The sequence below is a fragment of the Shewanella zhuhaiensis genome, from assembly GCF_022484835.1.
In the GTDB taxonomy this organism is placed as follows: Bacteria; Pseudomonadota; Gammaproteobacteria; order Enterobacterales; family Shewanellaceae; genus Shewanella; species Shewanella khirikhana.
This window is the reverse complement of record NZ_JAKUDL010000001.1, coordinates 197,139-213,307: the sequence shown is the minus strand read 5'-3', so window position 1 is coordinate 213,307 and position 16,169 is coordinate 197,139. Positions and strand designations below refer to the sequence as shown.

The window sequence follows — 16,169 nt, the reverse complement described above, 5'->3', positions numbered from 1 at the left end:
CGGAGCGCTATTTTATATCAAATGTATTGGCCATGGATATGATGCCGAGCTGGACTGACCCTCTGGGTTTTTCTACACTTGGCCGACTTTCTGTGACGAGGATCCCCATGAAACTCCCGCCATTTCCCCTGCTTGTACTCTTGGTGCTCTATGTGGTGTTTACCGCTCTTGCCATTGGCAGACTGATTACCACCGGCGCGCCGGATATGTTTTCCCTGGGGGTTATCCCTGTACTGATAGGCTTGGTGCTCAGAGCCAACTGGGGCCTGTGGGCGCTGCGGATTTATGTGGCCATTCAAACGCTGGGTTTCGCCGCCCTGGGGGTGACCGCCATTATCGCTACCCAAATCAGCCCGGAAGACGCCAAGCTGTTTATCGAAGGCAAAGAAATCCCGCTGCCGCTGGTTGCCGCCGCTATTGCTGCCTTGTTGGCATTCCAGTGGTGGGTGGCGTTTCACAGCAAAACCAAGGCCTATTTGAGCCAACAACAATAATAAACGGCAGCAAACCGAGGCCAGGTGCCCGCTGTAATGGCCCCCGGCAGCTACACTGATTGCAGCCCCTTTAACTGCGCCGGAACCGGCCTGCTTTTTGGTATTTGACGACATGCATCAACTGTCACCGAGTGAATTGTCCATTCTGTTGGTTGAACCATCAGACACACAACGCAAAATTATCATCAATCGCCTTCGTGATGAGGGCATTCTGAACATAGAAACAGCCCCGGGTCTGGAAGAGGCCCGTGAGCTTATCCGTGCCCACAAGCCGGATCTGATTGCCAGTGCCATGCATTTTGCCGATGGCGACGCCCTGGCGCTGCTGACCTTTATCAAGGCCGAACCCGGTTGTCAGGATATTCAGTTTATGCTGGTGTCCAGCGAGTGTCGCCGCGAGCAGTTGGAGATTTTCCGACAGTCCGGCGTGGTCGCCATTCTGCCCAAGCCGTTTTACAAGGAGCACCTGGGCAAGGCGCTCAACGCGACCATCGACCTGCTGTCCCACGATGAGCTGGATTTGTCCCACTTCGATGTGCAGGACCTGCGGGTGCTGGTGGTGGACGACAGCCGCATGGCCCGCAATGTCATTCGCCGCACCCTCACCAACCTTGGCATGCGCCAAATCACCGAGGCCTGTGATGGCAGTGAGGCGATTGCCCTGATGCGCGAGCAAATGTTCGATCTGGTGGTGACCGACTACAACATGCCCAGCGTTGATGGTCTGGCACTGACCCAGTTTATCCGCACCGAAAGCCAGCAATCCCATATTCCCATCCTGATGGTATCGTCCGAGGCCAACGATGCGCATTTGTCCAACGTCAGCCAGGCTGGCGTCAATGCCTTGTGTGATAAGCCTTTTGAGCCACAATTGGTGAAGCAAATCCTTTACCAGCTGCTGGATGAGAATTAATTGAGATAAAACCCCTGAAAAATTGATCCCGGCCGGGATTTTGGGCAGTAAAACCGCTTCCCAAACGTTCAGGGCTGTGGCATGTTAGGCGAGTTTTAAAACAATAATCACGGAAAGACGAGTATTTAGCTATGAACAGAACTGAACTTATCGCCAAGATTGCCGAGAGCGCCGACCTGACCAAAGCCGAGGCTGGCCGTGCACTGAAATCCTTTGAAGAAGCTGTGACTGCCGCCATGAAAGAAGGCGACAAGATTTCTATCGTAGGTTTCGGTTCATTCGAAACCAGCACCCGCGCCGAGCGCACCGGTCGTAACCCACAGACCGGCAAGGAAATCAAAATCCCTGCGGCAACCATTCCAAAGTTCAAGGCCGGCAAGGCCCTGCGTGACAGCGTTAACTAACCGATAAGTTCACGTAGTAGCTAAAAGCCTCCCTGTGGAGGCTTTTTTATTGTCTGCGCACCATGGCTGTGCATTTCTTGCCCAGCGACAGGGCAGTCTGCCCGTTTCTGTCACAGAGCAAAACAAAAACCACATTAATATCAATTGGTTAATCTTTGGCACAAGTTTGGCAATTCTTCCCCCGACCATACAAAAAGAACACGATATCAACCTTAAGGGGAATATGATGACCAAAACACCTGTTTGCTTACTGCTACTGGGCGCCCTGGCCGCCAGCTCACCCGCAATGGCGGCACTGGATGGCAATATTGGCGTGAGTTCCAACTACCTGTGGCGCGGGATCAGCCAGACCGGCGATGCCGTGGCACTGGATGGCGGCATTGATTACAGCCACGACAGCGGCTTTTATGCAGGGTTCTGGGCATCCAATGTCGACTTTGGCGACGATACTACCTTTGAGCTCGACCTTTACGGCGGCTACAGCGGCCAGATCACCGAAGCTATTGGTTTTGATGTGGGTTATCTCTATTACGGCTATCCGGATGCGGATGCCGATATCGATTTTGGCGAGCTCTATGCCAGCGTGAGTTGGGAGTGGCTGACCCTGGGTTACGCCCGGGTTATCCATGCCGGCAATGACCTGGCGCCGGATGGATTGTCAGATGACGATATGGATTACCTGAGCGCCGAGGTGTCCATTCCCCTGAGCGACAGTCTGAGCCTGGATTTCCACTACGGCTATTCCAGCGGTGATGTGGTGAGCAGCTGGTACGACGAATCGAGCTACAGCGACTACTCGGCGGCCATTACCAAGAGCACCGACCTGGGTGATGTGAGCTTTATCGTCTCCGACACCGATCTTGACGGAGACGATCCCAAGGTCGCACTGCGCTGGGCATACTCTTTCGGGCTGTGACAGTGCTAAAGGCTATCGCCAAATAGCGACCTGACACAGACAATCAGGCAATAACCGGGCGGTTCGCTTTGCGGGCCGCCACCATCTTCTCGATATGCTCGACGATGGGCTCTGCCACCTTGATGCCGGTGGCCTGCTCTATGCCCTCGATGCCCGGCGCCGAATTCACTTCCAGCACCAAAGGCCCGCGGGACGAGCGCAGAATATCCACCCCGGCCACAACCAAGCCCATAGCCTTGACCGCAGCTACCGCGGTTTTCCGCTCTTCAGGGGTGATTTTGATTTTCTCGGCGCTGCCGCCAAGATGCAGATTAGAGCGAAAATCGCCCTCCGGCCCCTGGCGGCGCATGGCGGCTACCACCTTGTCACCCACCACGAAACAGCGGATGTCGCTGCCGTTGGCCTCTTTGATAAATTCCTGCACCATGATGTTGGCTTTAAGTCCCAGGAAGGCCTCAATCACACTCTCAGCAGCTTTACGGGTTTCCGCCAGTACCACGCCTATACCCTGAGTGCCTTCCAGCAGCTTAATCACCAGCGGCGTACCGCCAACCATATTGATAAGGTCGGGAATATCATGGGGCTTATTGGCAAAGCCGGTGATTGGCATGCCAACCCCTTTACGGGACAGTAACTGCAACGCCCGCAGCTTATCCCGCGAACGGGCAATGGAAATGGAATCGTTGGCGGCATACACCCCCATCATCTCAAACTGACGCACCACGGCGCAGCCGTAGAAGGTCACACTGGCATGGATGCGGGGGATGATGGCATCAAGATGAGGCACTTCTGCCCCTTCCAGATGAATGCTCGGCTTCACCGAGTTGATATTCATGTAGCAATTGATGGGGTTAATCACCTGCGCCTCATGTCCCCGGGATACGCAGGCTTCCACCAGTCGACGGGTGGAGTAAAGTTCAGGGAACTGAGAAAGCACACCAATTTTCATAACGTTAACCAAAGCGGGCCAGCCGCCTTCTTTTAAGGATATGAAAATTCTGTAGTAATAGACTCACCTTGGCAAGTCAGCCAACCCGGTATTTCGACACCGCCGGCAGTAGCACTTCCTGCTCAAAGGTGGCCGCATCCACAGGCCGGCCATACAGGTAGCCCTGCAGCAACCGGCAGCCATGGGCGGCGCAAAACTCGGCTTGCTCACGGGTTTCAATGCCTTCAGCCACAGACACCATGTCAAACCCCTCAGTAAAATTAAGCAATGCTGTCAGCAACTTACACCCCTTTTCATCCTCAGGCACTGTGGACACCAGGCTCTTATCGATTTTGATCACCTTAATAGGGAAGTGCATCAGATGCTCTAGGGAAGAGTAGCCGGTGCCAAAGTCATCCAGCGCCAGGGTAACCCCCATCGCCGCCACACATGCCAGCGCATGGGCAATCTCTTCTGGCCGCTTTATTAACGCATTTTCAGTGATTTCGAGTTCAAGGTTTTGTGGCGCCAGCCCGGAACTGGCCAAGGCGTCGCGGATAACATGGGGCAATTTTTCGGCCGCGATTTGCGAGGCGGAAAAGTTAACGGCCACCGATAATCCGGGAATGTCTTCACCGACAATATCGAGCCACGCTCGGGTTTGGTTGCAGGCGGTTTCCAGTACCCAGCCGCCAATTTCCTCCATAAGCCCGGCGTCTTCGGCAATAGCCATAAAGCTGTCCGGCGCCAGCAGGCCATCTTCGGGATGTTGCCAGCGAAGCAGCGCTTCCATACCGGTTAACTGCCCGGTGCGGCTATCGAATTTCCCCTGATAAAACAGTCGGAATTCTTTATCCAGTATCGCCCGTCTGAGCCCCTGCTCAATACGGGTGCGGTAGCGAACCTCAGATTCCAGCTCCCGCGAGTAACATTGAATTTGATTACGCCCTTCCTGTTTGGCCCGGTACATGGCGATGTCGGCGCACTTAAGCAACTCATCGGCAGTGTTGGCACACTCACCGTACATGGCAATGCCAAGGCTTGCGCCTATCATTACCGTGGTATCACCGAGGGCGAAGGGCTCCTCAAAGGTATCCAGAAGCCGTCTGGCAAGCCCGAAAGGTAAAAACTTGTGGTTCTGATCGCAAAGCAGAGCCACAAACTCATCGCCACCAATGCGGGCAATCAAGTCACTTTCTCGCAGCGCCGACGACAATCGGCTCGCCACTTCCACCAGCAGCACATCCCCCATCTGGTGGCCAAGAGTGTCATTAATCCCCTTGAAATCATCCAGATCCAGCAGGATAACGCTGAGCATACCGCCGGTGCGTCTGACCTGGCTCAGCGCCCGATTCAGGCACAAATCAAAGCCATAGCGGTTCACCAGCCGGGTCAGAGAGTCATGCTCGGCCAGCTCTTTGAGTTTTTCGTGGCTGTGACGCAGCGCCTTGGCCATGGAAAAACGCTGGCGGGCGTTGATGATTGCGCGGCACAGGCGCCCCGGAGTAACCTCATCTTTGAGCAAAAAGTCCTGGGCACCCAATTCAATGCAGCGCTCTGCCAGCTTGTCATCCTCGTAGCGGCTAATCATTACCACGGCGGTGTCTTCGTTCCCCACGTCATTGAGCCAGGTCAGCACTTCCAGACCATTGGCATCGGGCAGCATATAATCGAGCAGAATGCCGTCGTAACGATTTTTGCCAAACAGGGCCAAGGCTTCTTTGGCATGACTGGATTGCGATACCACAAACTCCCTATCCGACTGGGACAGGGCTCTGACAATCATTTCGCGATCGACTTCATCGTCATCCACCAACAGCAGATTCATATCCCAATCCTCATATCTTTGGCAGTTCAACAATGCGCCAATAACCATCCAGCATATTGATAATGTTGGAGAACTCTTCATTGATATTGTGCTTAACCAAATATCCGGCCACGTTGAAACTGTAGGCGGCCACCTTGTCTTCATCGGAGCGGGAGGTGGTGAGCACAAAAACCACCGACGAGCTTAAGTGAGGATCGGCCCTGAGGGCCGCCAGAAACTCCAGCCCATTCATCCGTGGCATATTCAAATCCAGCAGTATGATAAAAGCGCCCTGCACTTCACCACTCCTGAGCATCTCCAGCGCAGTTTGCCCATCCCTTGCCCTGACGAGGGGATTTAGCAGCCGCATCTTCTGCATTGCCCGCTCAACCGCCATGTAGTCAACGTCATCATCGTCGACCAGAAACAAGACCGCCTGTTGGTACTCGGTTGGATTATTCATCTGGTTGCTTCCATATGTTCTGGCCAGGAAAACCAAAAACGGCAGCCGCGACCGGATGACTCCAGCCACACCTTGCCGCCGTAGCGCTCAACTGTTTTTCGTACCAGGGATAAGCCCAAGCCACATCCTTCCACTTCATCACGCGATTTAAGCGTCTGAAATATCTCAAATACCTTTTCCTGATATTCGGGCGCTATGCCTGGGCCGTCATCACTTACACAGCACTGTAGCCAGTGCTCATCCTCGGTCCAATTCACTTCAATCACCCCTTTTTCCAGATCATGGTGCTTAATGGCATTGGCAAACAGATTGCGAAATACCAGCTCCAGCGGCACCCTGGCCGTGTGCAACTGCACTCCGGGGGAACTGATTTTGAGCTCAAAGCCGCTGGGCGGCGCCACATAGGCGAAGGTGTCACGCACCAGGCTGCCAAGTTCGATGTCGGACAGCGCTTCTTCAATGCGGCCAATGCGGGAATACATCAGCAGGCCATCGAGCAGATTGCTCATCCGCTCAATACGGCTGCGGATTAGCGTTAAGTACTTGGCAGTGGATTTATCCAACTTGCCGCTGAGGTCTTCTTCAATCCACAGACTCAGCTGTTCTATGCCCCTCAGCGGCGATTTCAAATCGTGTGAGGCGATATAAGCGAAGCTGTCGAGCTCTTTATTGATCCGTTCAAGCTCACGGGTATGGGCCAGTCGCTGCACCTCTACGCTGCGGCGCACCGAGATATCATTGATGGTTGCAAGCACCGACATACCGGATGCGAAATGAATAGGGGTAAGCCCAACCTCGATGGGGATCAGTCGGCCCTTTTTATCACTGCCATACAGCTCGTCACGCAGCGACATCTTCTTGGCGATAGGGTTGGCAAGATAAGACTCTATATGCTGCTGATGGTGGCCCTGCAATTGGCCGGGCAGCAGCATATTCACGCTCTGACCAAGCAGCTCTTCGCGGGTATAACCAAATAACTGCTCGGTGTGGATATTCACCAGCGTGATGATGCCCTTATTGTCGGTGATGATAAGGGCACTCGGCGATGCCTCCACCACCAGTCGGAAACGCCTTTCGTTGGCCATCACTTCATCGGATAGCAAGGCTTCCTGATGCCGGGCGCGGGCAATGCTCACCAGAAAGTAGAACATCAGCAGTTGGAAAATCACCGCCATCAGCAGCATCAGTCCGCTCTGCAACCGTTCAGAGTCACTGATAAAGTCGGAGGTTGAGCCTATACTGAGCTGCCACTGATGTCCGCCGAGTTGCAGCGGAACCAGCGTTTGGTAGTGCCACTGCGCGTGGGGCTGGGCAGAGCTGTACATCAGTGCATCAGTGTCCAGACTGCTGCCATCGTAAATATCCAAATCCAGGGCCGGAAAATGATCGCCAAGAATGCCGCGCATCAGGTCATCCACCCGAAAAGCGGCATACACCATGCCAGTCACGGCTTCCGGGCTGTTACGCTCATCGGCATACAGCGGCAAATACATCAAAAAGCCGGCCTGAACATCCTGCCCGGTTTCCTGCACCAGGGTAATTTTGGCCGAAACTGCGGCGTTGCCGCTGTTCATGGCCCAATCTATCGCCCGGCGACGGTTGGGTTCGGTATACATGTCGTAACCGAAGGCGCGCTGATTGCGCCAGTCAAAGGGTTCGAGGTAGATAATGACGTGGTAACGCTCACGTTGGTTGGCGGGATAAACGGTAAAGTCGCTGAAACCTTCAGCGCGGATCTGTTGCTCAAGGGTGGGCAAGTCTTTGGCATCAAGGATTTTACTGAAACCAAACCCCTGAATACCCGGATAATATTCCTGCAATTTGGCATTGGCGACATAGATATGCCACTCGTCGCGGGAAACAAAGTCAGAGGCTTTAAACAGCCCCACACCGCTGCGAAGCACCTGTTCATAGGCCTGCATCCGAGCCTCAATCGCCAGGCGCATCTCCTGCGTCAAGTCTTCAAAGCGTTCGATGCCGCGGCCATTAATGTACTGATGGAACAACAGCCAACCGCCAAAGGAAAATACAAAAGCAACCAGCATCACCACCCACACGAAGCGGGGAGCGCGGAAAGGTTTTGCTGGGGGAGCTTTCGACATCATGGGCACCGGTATCATCCTTTATTCGGTCACGGCATTTCCCTTTGCATCACGGCCGTCTCTTTGAGTCTGGTTCAATTGTGTTAATAAGCAAGTAAAAACCAAGTTTTTCGCTCAGGTATAACCGGCCTCATTTAAGGCTGCCATTCGCCCAATTTGCGACCATACTCACAGAAGCATCACTGACGAGAGTTTTTTACCCACACAACAAAAAATTTTTGCTTTTCTGAGCGAAACAAACTGGTTAGAAAGACCTTAAGGCAACCTATGAGGAATTCGTTATGGCTCGCATTATTGAAGTCTTGCCCCAGGATAGCGAAATTGAGGAACTGACCTCGCCTAAAAATGCCCAGGCCGCCAAAGCCCTGAAACACAGGCGAGAGGTCAAACGCCGATTGGACGACTACCTTGAACGCGCAGAACTGCGAAGAGCCCTTGGCGTCGATGACGACGAGGACTTCTAACCCTCACAGCCAGCAGGGCATAGCCCTGCCCCACCCAAAAATCGCTCTATTAATTCAGTCGCTTAAGTGGTTGAAATACGTGTTTCGGGCTATCATGTGTCCAGACTCTCTTCGGAATTAATCCGCCATGAACGATGCCAGACTCAGGTATTGTGAACACCTGAAACAGTTTTCTGATCGCCTCATCGCCCTGCAAGCCCCCATCAAAATTCTCGATGCCATCAAGTGGCCAAGAGAGCTGGAGCAGACCTTTTTTGACAAAGGTGCCAACAGCTTACCTCTGGTAGACAAGGCTTTTTACGACCGGCTTACCCTGCCCTTTGACGCCCACGGCACCCAGCGGGAGCTCAAGGCACTGAAGCAGGAAATTCACCGCTCTCTGGGCAAGGACGACAGCCTCGGAAAACTGCTGGTCGCCAACGTGGATCAATACCGTTTGGTTATCGACATGCTGGGCCACAGGGGCACTCCACAATTCGGAAAGCTCAGTAAAACCCTGTACGGCAGCGCCAGCAACAAGCTTCATGGCGACAGACATACCCTGCGTCAGCTCGGCGATCGCCTCAGCTACATCTTCTCGCTGCCAGCGGCGGCGCACATGAACAAACAGCATCCCAAGGACATAGACGCCGCCAGCGCCGTCGATCACCTTGGCTCGCGGCTGAGCAAATACTTCCACAGCGACGAAATGCGGGTAAAACTCAGCGACGGTATTGTCTCCGATGCGGCCGTGGGTGGTGACACAGTAAAAATCAATTCCAAAGCCGTGTTCAGCAAGGCCGACTTGAACGTGTACGAAGTGCACGAAGGTTGGGTGCACGTGGGCACCACCTTAAACGGTCGGGCCCAGCCTCACGCCACCTGGCTTAGCGTGGGCTCCCCCCGGGTAGCCGCGGCTCAGGAAGGCTTGGCGGTATTGATGGAGATGCTGACCCTGAGTTCGACCCCCGGCCGCGCCCGCAGGATCAGCGACCGGGTTACCGCCGTGGACATGGCGGAGAATGGCGCTGATTTCATTGAGGTTTATCGTTATTTTCGCGAGCAAAACCTCAGTAAGAAAGACAGCTACCGCGTCACCCAGCGGGTATTTCGCGGTGGCATGGTTGAAGGCGGCAGTTGCTTTACCAAAGACATTTCCTACGTGCGTGGCTATGTCGAAAACGTCAACTTTATCCGCAGCGCCATTGCCTCGGGGATCCCGGAACTCATTCCCATGCTGTTCCTTGGCAAGCTTGCCATTGAGGATATTCCGACCCTGTATCTGGCCTACCGTGAAGGCATCCTCGCTGGCCCCAGATACCTGCCACCAATGTTTGATGACTACAGCGGCCTCTATGCCTGGTTTGGCTTCGCCACAGGGCTGGGCAACATCAACCTCAAAGGGGTGCAGCGCCACTTCCAGAGGCAGTTCCGTATTCTGCCCAACGTGGAACCCATGTTCCCCGCAGTGGAAGATACCGAATTCGACGCCCCGGCCGAGTAAACTCCGAACAAGTCGTCTCCCAAACAAAAAGGATGCCAAGGCATCCTTTTTTGCTTTGCTTAAATGAGTTATTCGGCCTCAACCTCAACTTTTTTCTCTTCGCTGCGGCTGCTGAAGAACTCCCTGGTGAGTTTGAACACCACAGGGCTCAGCAATGTCAGCGCGATAAGGTTGGGAATGGCCATCATGGCATTGAGGGTATCGGCCAGCAGCCAGACGAAATCCAGTGAACCCATGGCACCAAGTGGCACTGCCAGGGTCCAGATCAGTCGAAACGGCATAACGGCCTTAACGCCCAGCAGATACTGGACGCATTTTTCGCTGTACACACTCCAGCCAAGGATGGTGGTAAAGGCGAAAATAGCCAGAGCAACAGCCACTATGTAGTTACCGATAGGCAGCGCGTGGGAGAAGGCGTAAGACGTCAGCGCCGCACCGTTTTCACCGCTGCTCCAGGCGCCTGAAACCACAATCGCCAGGCCAGTGATGGTACACACCACCAAGGTATCGATAAAGGTGCCGAGCATACCAACCAGGCCCTGAGCTACCGGGCTCTTGGTCTGCGCCGCCGCGTGGGCAATGGGCGCACTGCCAAGGCCTGCTTCGTTGGAGAACACGCCGCGGGCAACCCCCATCTGAATCGCTACCATTACAGCCGCACCGGCAAAGCCGCCCTGAGCTGCAACCGGATTAAAGGCGCTGTGGAAAATCAGCGACAGCGCCGCAGGAATTTCACTGGCATACACCACAAGTACGGCGATACCGGCAGTGATATAAAAAATGGTCATCATGGGTACCAGCTTACCGGCCACCACGGCGATACGTTTGATTCCGCCCATCAGCACCATACCGACCAGCACCATCATCACTACACCTGAAACCCAAGTTGGCACGCCAAAGTTGGTAGTGAGCGCCGACGCCACCGAGTTGGCCTGCACCGTATTGCCAATACCGAAACCGGCGAACGAGCCGAACAGGGCAAAGGCGGTACCCAGCCAGGTCCACTTACTGCCAAGGCCGTTTTTGATGTAATACATGGGGCCACCGATATGGTTGCCCTTTTCATCCACTTCGCGAAAACGTACCGCCAGCACAGCCTCGGAATACTTGGTTGCCATCCCCACCAGTGCGGTACACCACATCCAGAACAGCGCGCCCGGGCCACCGACGAAAATAGCTGTCGCCACCCCGGCAATATTACCTGTACCTATGGTGGCAGAGAGCGAGGTCATCAGGGCATTGAAGGGGCTGACATCACCTTTGACATCCTTGCCGCTGCCGGGCGTTCTGCCGGACCAAAGCAAGCGAAAACCTTTGCCCAATTTGAGAATTGGCAGGAGTTTAAGACCCAAAGACAGGTACAAACCCACACCGAGGATCATGACCAGCATGGGAATACCCCACACCAAGCCATTGATAGACTTGACTAATTCCGTTACAGCTTCCATTCAAACCTCGTCGATGCTTCGAAAGGTGCAGGCAATCTCCGTCCCCGGCCAATGCCGGGGTGCCGGGCTAGCTGCTCGCCCCTTCGCTTATTGTTCTTTGATTTTTCTTTTAAATTCCCCCGCTTGGCAGGGGAAGCGCAACGACCAGAGTACAACGAATAATTAACAATTGGAAAGCCAGAATCATTCAGGATCTCACGGACGCGACTCGAGCCTCTGCTTGAGATTGGCAAGCCCGGTATCCAGATCCTTTAAAATCATCGACTCTATGTTCATCAAGGGAATAAGGATATTCATCGGATAATCCATGTGCCCAACAAAACCCCAGGTAACCAGGGTGCTGCCATCTTCAATGGCATCCGTGGTCATATAGGCCTGGTCGTTTGAGGCAAAAGGCTCGATAAATCTGAGCGCATAATCGATGCGTGCCTCTGGTTCCAGGGCAATGATTTCCTGCTCCCCTTTGCCCACATCCGGATTGTCGCTCTCCCAGGCGCTGATAAAGCCCACTTCACCGTCGGTGCCGGAAAAACTCTGGCGCATATTGGGGTCCATCTTGGCCCACACACTGAATTCATCCTGATTTTTCAGATACTTGATATAGTCAAACACCTCATTCGAGGGCTTGTCTATGGTGCGGCTTACGCTGACTTCGTAGTCGGTTTTGATAAACAGGGCGGCGATGAAAGGGGCTGCAATCAGCAGCACGATGAAAATAAGCAGTTTTTTTAGCATGGCGGGGCTCCCGGCAGTGAGGTGCGGCACAACCCATATCCGCTTACTCAGCCAGTTTTATCGCCAATTGCTCTGCTTTGGCAAGCCTGGCTGCACATTCGGCACAGATGCATGCCGCCAGGTTCTCAGGTAATGCCTTGGGAAATAAGGCCATACGGCACCAACACTCATCTATGCCGCCACCATTTTCAAGGGCGCAGCCATTTGCCCTTGCACACAAGGGACAGTGGGATTTGTCCGACATTCAGCCTCGCTGACGGTAATGCCCCCTGAGCTCACTCAGGCGATACACCAGGCTGCCGAGGGACAACAGGGCATATATGCCGCAGGCACACCAAACAAAAAAGCCGAAGGCCGACTCGTGGTGGATCTGCACAAAATACAGTGTGATAAGCACAGAAAGGGAGAGAATAAGCTTGGCCACATCCATGGGCAGCTTTTGCTCGTGGTACTCGATTCTATCGTTCATGGTCTGGCATCCTTGTCCATAACACCAAAACCATAGTGCATCCACGGAGTAAAAGAAAGGCCCCTTGCGGGGCCTTATCAAAATCAGTCTTGCTTGGGACGCACACCCAGGGTGTGGCAGATGGCGTAGGTCAGCTCGGCGCGATTGAGGGTGTAGAAGTGGAAGTCCTTCACTCCTTCGCGGGCAAGCACTTTTACCATATCGATGGCAACGTTAGCGCCCACCAGCTGACGGGTTGCAGCATCGTTTTCCAACCCTTCAAACTGGCGGTGCAGCCAGCCTGGCAGCGACACATTGGTCATGGCGGCAAAGCGCTTGAGCTGAGTGAAGTTGGTCACCGGTAGAATACCCGGCACAATTTCCACGTCGATTCCGGCCGCCACGCAGCGGTCGCGAAAACGCAGATAAGACTCCACATCAAAGAAAAACTGGGTGATGGCGCGGTTGGCACCGGCATCGATTTTACGCTTCAGGTTCACCAGATCCGCCTGGGCATTGGCCGCTTCGGGGTGTACTTCTGGATAGGCGGCTACCGAAATATCAAAGTCGGCCACGCTCTTTAGCAAACGCACCAAATCGGCAGCAAAACGGGTTGGCTTGGGGCTGCCCGCAGGCAAGTCACCACGCAGGGCAACGATATTGCGAATACCGCTGTTCCAGTAATTTTTAGCCAGAGCCAGCAGCTCTTCGTCGCTGGCATCCACCAAAGTCAGATGTGGCGCCGCCACCAGCTTGGTTTCGTTTTGGATACGCTCAATTACGCCGTGGGTGCGGTCACGCACCCCTGAATTGGCGCCATAGGTCACAGACACAAATTTGGGATTCAGTGGCTCAAGGCGACGGATGGAGTTCCACAGGATCTGTTCCATCTCTGGGGTTGAGGGCGGGAAGAATTCAAAAGACACATTGATATCGCCGACTTCAGCCAGATTCTGGTTCAGCGAGTTTGCATGTTGTGCGTGGTGAAAAGCCATTTTAAATTCCCTCAACTCATCAAATGGACGTTTGGACGTCTATATGGCCATATACTAGAGATTCTGGGAGCTAAGTCAAGTTAAAAAATGACCTTGTTTGCTCCATTTCGCCACAAAATGGTGAAAAAAATACAGGGACTCAAAAGAGTCCCTGTTATTCAGTAGGTTACGAAATCAATCCTGTAAGAGATCCCGGCAGATATGCACCAGATCTGACTGGACAGCCGCCGCAGTAACTTCACGACCAGCGCCCGGACCTCGAATAATCAGTGGGTTACCCTGATAGAAGGCACTGCGGATCACAAACACGTTGTCGCCGGGGGTGAGATTGGCGTACGGGTGCGCCTTGTCTACCCACTGCAGCCCTACTTCGGCGGTCAGCTTGCCACCGGCTTTATCCAGCGCGGCTATGTACCTGAGCACCTTGCCTTCGGCAGCGGCAGCGTGCAGCGCATCACTCATGGGCGCGTCCAGCTCGTCGATTCGGGCAAGGAAGGCATCCAGCGGAAGTTCCGCCAGCGCCTGCGGCACAGGCGACTTCACCTTGATGTCGTCAAGCTCGAGATCGAGACCGATTTCACGAGCCAAAATCAACAGCTTGCGCTGCATATCCCGGCCAGAAAGATCGTCACGCGGATCCGGCTCTGTGATCCCAAGGCCACGGGCCTCAAGTACCAGCTCAGAAAACGGACGACTGCCATCATAATGTTCAAACAGCCAGCACAGGGTACCGGAGAAAATACCGCCCACGGCTTCGACAGTGTCGCCGCTGTTGTGCAGGTCATTCAGCGCGTGCTGTACCGGCAGACCGGCGCCACAGCTGGCATTGTAACGCCAGTACAGACGGCGATTACCCAGCTGTAGCTTAAGGTCGCGGTAGAAAGGCAGTGGACCCGAGCCTGCCAGCTTGTTGGCACTGACCACATGAATGCCACGGGCAAAAAATTCAGGGTATTGCAGGGTCAGACTGGCGCTGGCGCTGATATCCAGTGCCACCAACTCATCGCAATTCAGGGCCGACAAGGCATCGAACAACTGCTCGTACTGCCAGTCGGTGGCGTAGTCGGCAAACTCGCTCTTCCAGTTATCCAGATGCACGCCGGCATCGCTGATATAGGCGCGGGAGGAACTCACCAGGCCCACCAGTTCGACTCTGGCCTCGAGTTCGCGGCACAGGCTGGCATGGGAGCGGCGGAACAGGTCCACCCAGGCTTCGCCGATATTGCCCACTCCCAGCAGCACCACACCGATGCGCTTACGTGGTCCGGCGCAGCGGCGATGCACCTTTTGAGTGAGCAGGTTAACCTGACTCTTTGGCACCAGAGTCACCAGACTCAGACCATCCTGATACAAAGGCCTGGCCTCACGGCTGAGCAGCCTGGCGAAGCTTCTGCGATAGAGAATGGCATCGGCACTTACCAGCGCCACCAGCCCATTGTCGGTATTCACCACAACTTCAGCAATGGCGAAATCATCGGACTGGGCTTTAAGGAAACTGCTGACCTGCTTTTGATTTTCCACCGTGTAAGCCAGTTCCAGCTTGCCACGGGTGCTTTGCCAATGGGCAAGCGGCGTCAAGCCAGCCTGCTGAGCAGCACTCACCAGGGCTTCGGCATCGCCATCCAGCGACAGGCTGAACAGGGCGACTTCATTCAGATTGGTCACCACAGGCGCACTGGCCTGGGAACTGGTGGGTGCCACCAGAGTAAAATCGGTATGGGGCGCGTAACTTGAGCGCACCGCCATGCTTACCAGGGTGTTGAACAGTGGCTGCAAGGTACGGCTGTGCAGCACAGGCGAGCCCAATCGCGCCAAGCGGTCGGCCTCCGCCAGCGACATGCTCTTGAGCAGCTTGGCATCATTAATTTTGTTCGGGTCGGCATTAAACACCCCTTCCACATCGGTCCAGATAGTCACCCGGTCGATATCGGCGAGGCTGGCAATCAGGGTTGCAGAAAAGTCTGAACCGTTGCGCCCAAGCAGCAGGGTTTCACCGGCAGGATTTGCACAAATAAAGCCTGTGATAACAATGCGTTCTTTTTCATGTTCGGCGAGCATAGCTGCCACTTTTTCGCGGGATTCCTGCTCGCGGATATTGGGCACAGCACCTTCATCGGCTACCAGAATGCTGCAGGCATCCACATGGCTTGCTGCCACGCCGGACTCACGCAACAGCGCTGCCATCAGCCTGGCTGACCAACGCTCGCCAAAACTCACCACATGGCTGGTTTGATAATCGTTGAGGGTTTCCAGCGACAAGAGGCTGACCAACTGTGCCTTATCGGTAGACAGGCGCTCACGCAGATGGCGGGCCTGCTCGGCGCTGAGCAGCTGCTCGATAAGCCCCTGCTGATAGCTTATCAGCACCTGCAATTCTTCCTGCCACAGCTCTTTGGCATCGCGCAGCGAAAGCAGCTTATACAAAAAGTTGGTGGTTTTACCGGCGGCAGATACCACCACCAGATCGTCGCTGTGCCCCTGGGTCAGCAGGATATGGGCCACGCGGCGGTAACAGTCAGCATCGGCCAGACTGGAGCCACCAAACTTATGCAAATGACAACGCGCCATC

General features: G+C 54.6%; 16 protein-coding genes. 6 read left to right on the top strand and 10 right to left on the bottom strand.

What is annotated here, in order from left to right; all coding sequences use genetic code 11:
• Nucleotides 1-107: 107 nt before the first annotated feature.
• The 4 genes from MJ923_RS00905 (at nt 108) to MJ923_RS00890 (ending at nt 2,727) form a co-directional block, all read left to right on the top strand.
• Complete coding sequence (locus MJ923_RS00905) at nt 108-494, top strand: hypothetical protein (RefSeq protein ID WP_240589505.1); 387 nt, start codon at nt 108-110, stop codon at nt 492-494.
• Between the two features lie 112 nt (nt 495-606).
• On the top strand, nt 607-1,407 hold the full coding sequence (locus MJ923_RS00900) for a response regulator (RefSeq protein ID WP_126165660.1): 801 nt from the start codon (nt 607-609) through the stop codon (nt 1,405-1,407).
• 131 nt (nt 1,408-1,538) lie between these two features.
• Nucleotides 1,539-1,811: an HU family DNA-binding protein gene (locus MJ923_RS00895; protein WP_126165659.1), complete on the top strand. Its 273-nt coding sequence runs from the start codon at nt 1,539-1,541 to the stop codon at nt 1,809-1,811.
• A 226-nt stretch (nt 1,812-2,037) separates the two neighbouring features.
• Complete coding sequence (locus MJ923_RS00890; protein WP_240589504.1) at nt 2,038-2,727, top strand: TorF family putative porin; 690 nt, start codon at nt 2,038-2,040, stop codon at nt 2,725-2,727.
• Between the two features lie 43 nt (nt 2,728-2,770).
• Here the strand turns inward: MJ923_RS00890 and rimK are convergent, their stop codons facing one another.
• The 4 genes from rimK to MJ923_RS00870 form a co-directional block, all read right to left on the bottom strand.
• The gene (gene rimK / locus MJ923_RS00885) at nt 2,771-3,676 is read right to left on the bottom strand and encodes a 30S ribosomal protein S6--L-glutamate ligase (protein ID WP_126165657.1); all 906 of its coding nucleotides are present in this window, start codon (nt 3,674-3,676) and stop codon (nt 2,771-2,773) included.
• Nucleotides 3,677-3,752: 76 nt separating this feature from the next.
• Entirely contained in the window at nt 3,753-5,483 is a 1,731-nt protein-coding gene (locus tag MJ923_RS00880; protein ID WP_240589503.1) for a putative bifunctional diguanylate cyclase/phosphodiesterase, read from the bottom strand.
• 10 nt (nt 5,484-5,493) lie between these two features.
• Nucleotides 5,494-5,925: a response regulator gene (locus tag MJ923_RS00875; RefSeq protein ID WP_240589502.1), complete on the bottom strand. Its 432-nt coding sequence runs from the start codon at nt 5,923-5,925 to the stop codon at nt 5,494-5,496.
• Complete coding sequence (locus MJ923_RS00870) at nt 5,922-8,027, bottom strand: CHASE domain-containing sensor histidine kinase (protein WP_240589501.1); 2,106 nt, start codon at nt 8,025-8,027, stop codon at nt 5,922-5,924. The genes MJ923_RS00875 and MJ923_RS00870 overlap by 4 nt, the downstream gene beginning before the upstream one ends.
• A gap of 281 nt (nt 8,028-8,308) precedes the next feature.
• Between MJ923_RS00870 and MJ923_RS00865 the strand changes: the two genes are divergently transcribed.
• Nucleotides 8,309-8,491 carry a hypothetical protein gene (locus tag MJ923_RS00865; RefSeq protein ID WP_126165654.1) on the top strand — a complete coding sequence of 61 codons (183 nt, stop codon included), beginning with the start codon at nt 8,309-8,311 and terminating at the stop codon, nt 8,489-8,491.
• Nucleotides 8,492-8,618: 127 nt separating this feature from the next.
• Nucleotides 8,619-9,974 carry a flavohemoglobin expression-modulating QEGLA motif protein gene (locus MJ923_RS00860; protein ID WP_240589500.1) on the top strand — a complete coding sequence of 452 codons (1,356 nt, stop codon included), beginning with the start codon at nt 8,619-8,621 and terminating at the stop codon, nt 9,972-9,974.
• 68 nt (nt 9,975-10,042) lie between these two features.
• On the opposite strand, the gene MJ923_RS00855 is transcribed toward MJ923_RS00860, so the two are convergent.
• The 6 genes from MJ923_RS00855 to MJ923_RS00835 form a co-directional block, all read right to left on the bottom strand.
• Complete coding sequence (locus tag MJ923_RS00855; protein WP_240589499.1) at nt 10,043-11,422, bottom strand: alanine/glycine:cation symporter family protein; 1,380 nt, start codon at nt 11,420-11,422, stop codon at nt 10,043-10,045.
• A 195-nt stretch (nt 11,423-11,617) separates the two neighbouring features.
• Nucleotides 11,618-12,157, bottom strand: coding sequence for an SRPBCC family protein (locus MJ923_RS00850; protein WP_240589498.1), 540 nt, complete (start codon nt 12,155-12,157; stop codon nt 11,618-11,620).
• 43 nt (nt 12,158-12,200) lie between these two features.
• Nucleotides 12,201-12,401 (bottom strand): cysteine-rich CWC family protein, encoded by a 201-nt coding sequence (locus tag MJ923_RS20875; protein ID WP_126169359.1) that lies wholly within the window; start codon nt 12,399-12,401, stop codon nt 12,201-12,203.
• Nucleotides 12,402-12,626: a hypothetical protein gene (locus MJ923_RS00845; RefSeq protein ID WP_126169358.1), complete on the bottom strand. Its 225-nt coding sequence runs from the start codon at nt 12,624-12,626 to the stop codon at nt 12,402-12,404.
• 83 nt (nt 12,627-12,709) lie between these two features.
• Entirely contained in the window at nt 12,710-13,600 is an 891-nt protein-coding gene (gene metF / locus MJ923_RS00840) for a methylenetetrahydrofolate reductase (protein WP_126169357.1), read from the bottom strand.
• 174 nt (nt 13,601-13,774) lie between these two features.
• The gene (locus MJ923_RS00835; protein WP_240589497.1) at nt 13,775-16,168 is read right to left on the bottom strand and encodes a bifunctional aspartate kinase/homoserine dehydrogenase II; all 2,394 of its coding nucleotides are present in this window, start codon (nt 16,166-16,168) and stop codon (nt 13,775-13,777) included.
• Nucleotide 16,169 lies beyond the last annotated feature (1 nt).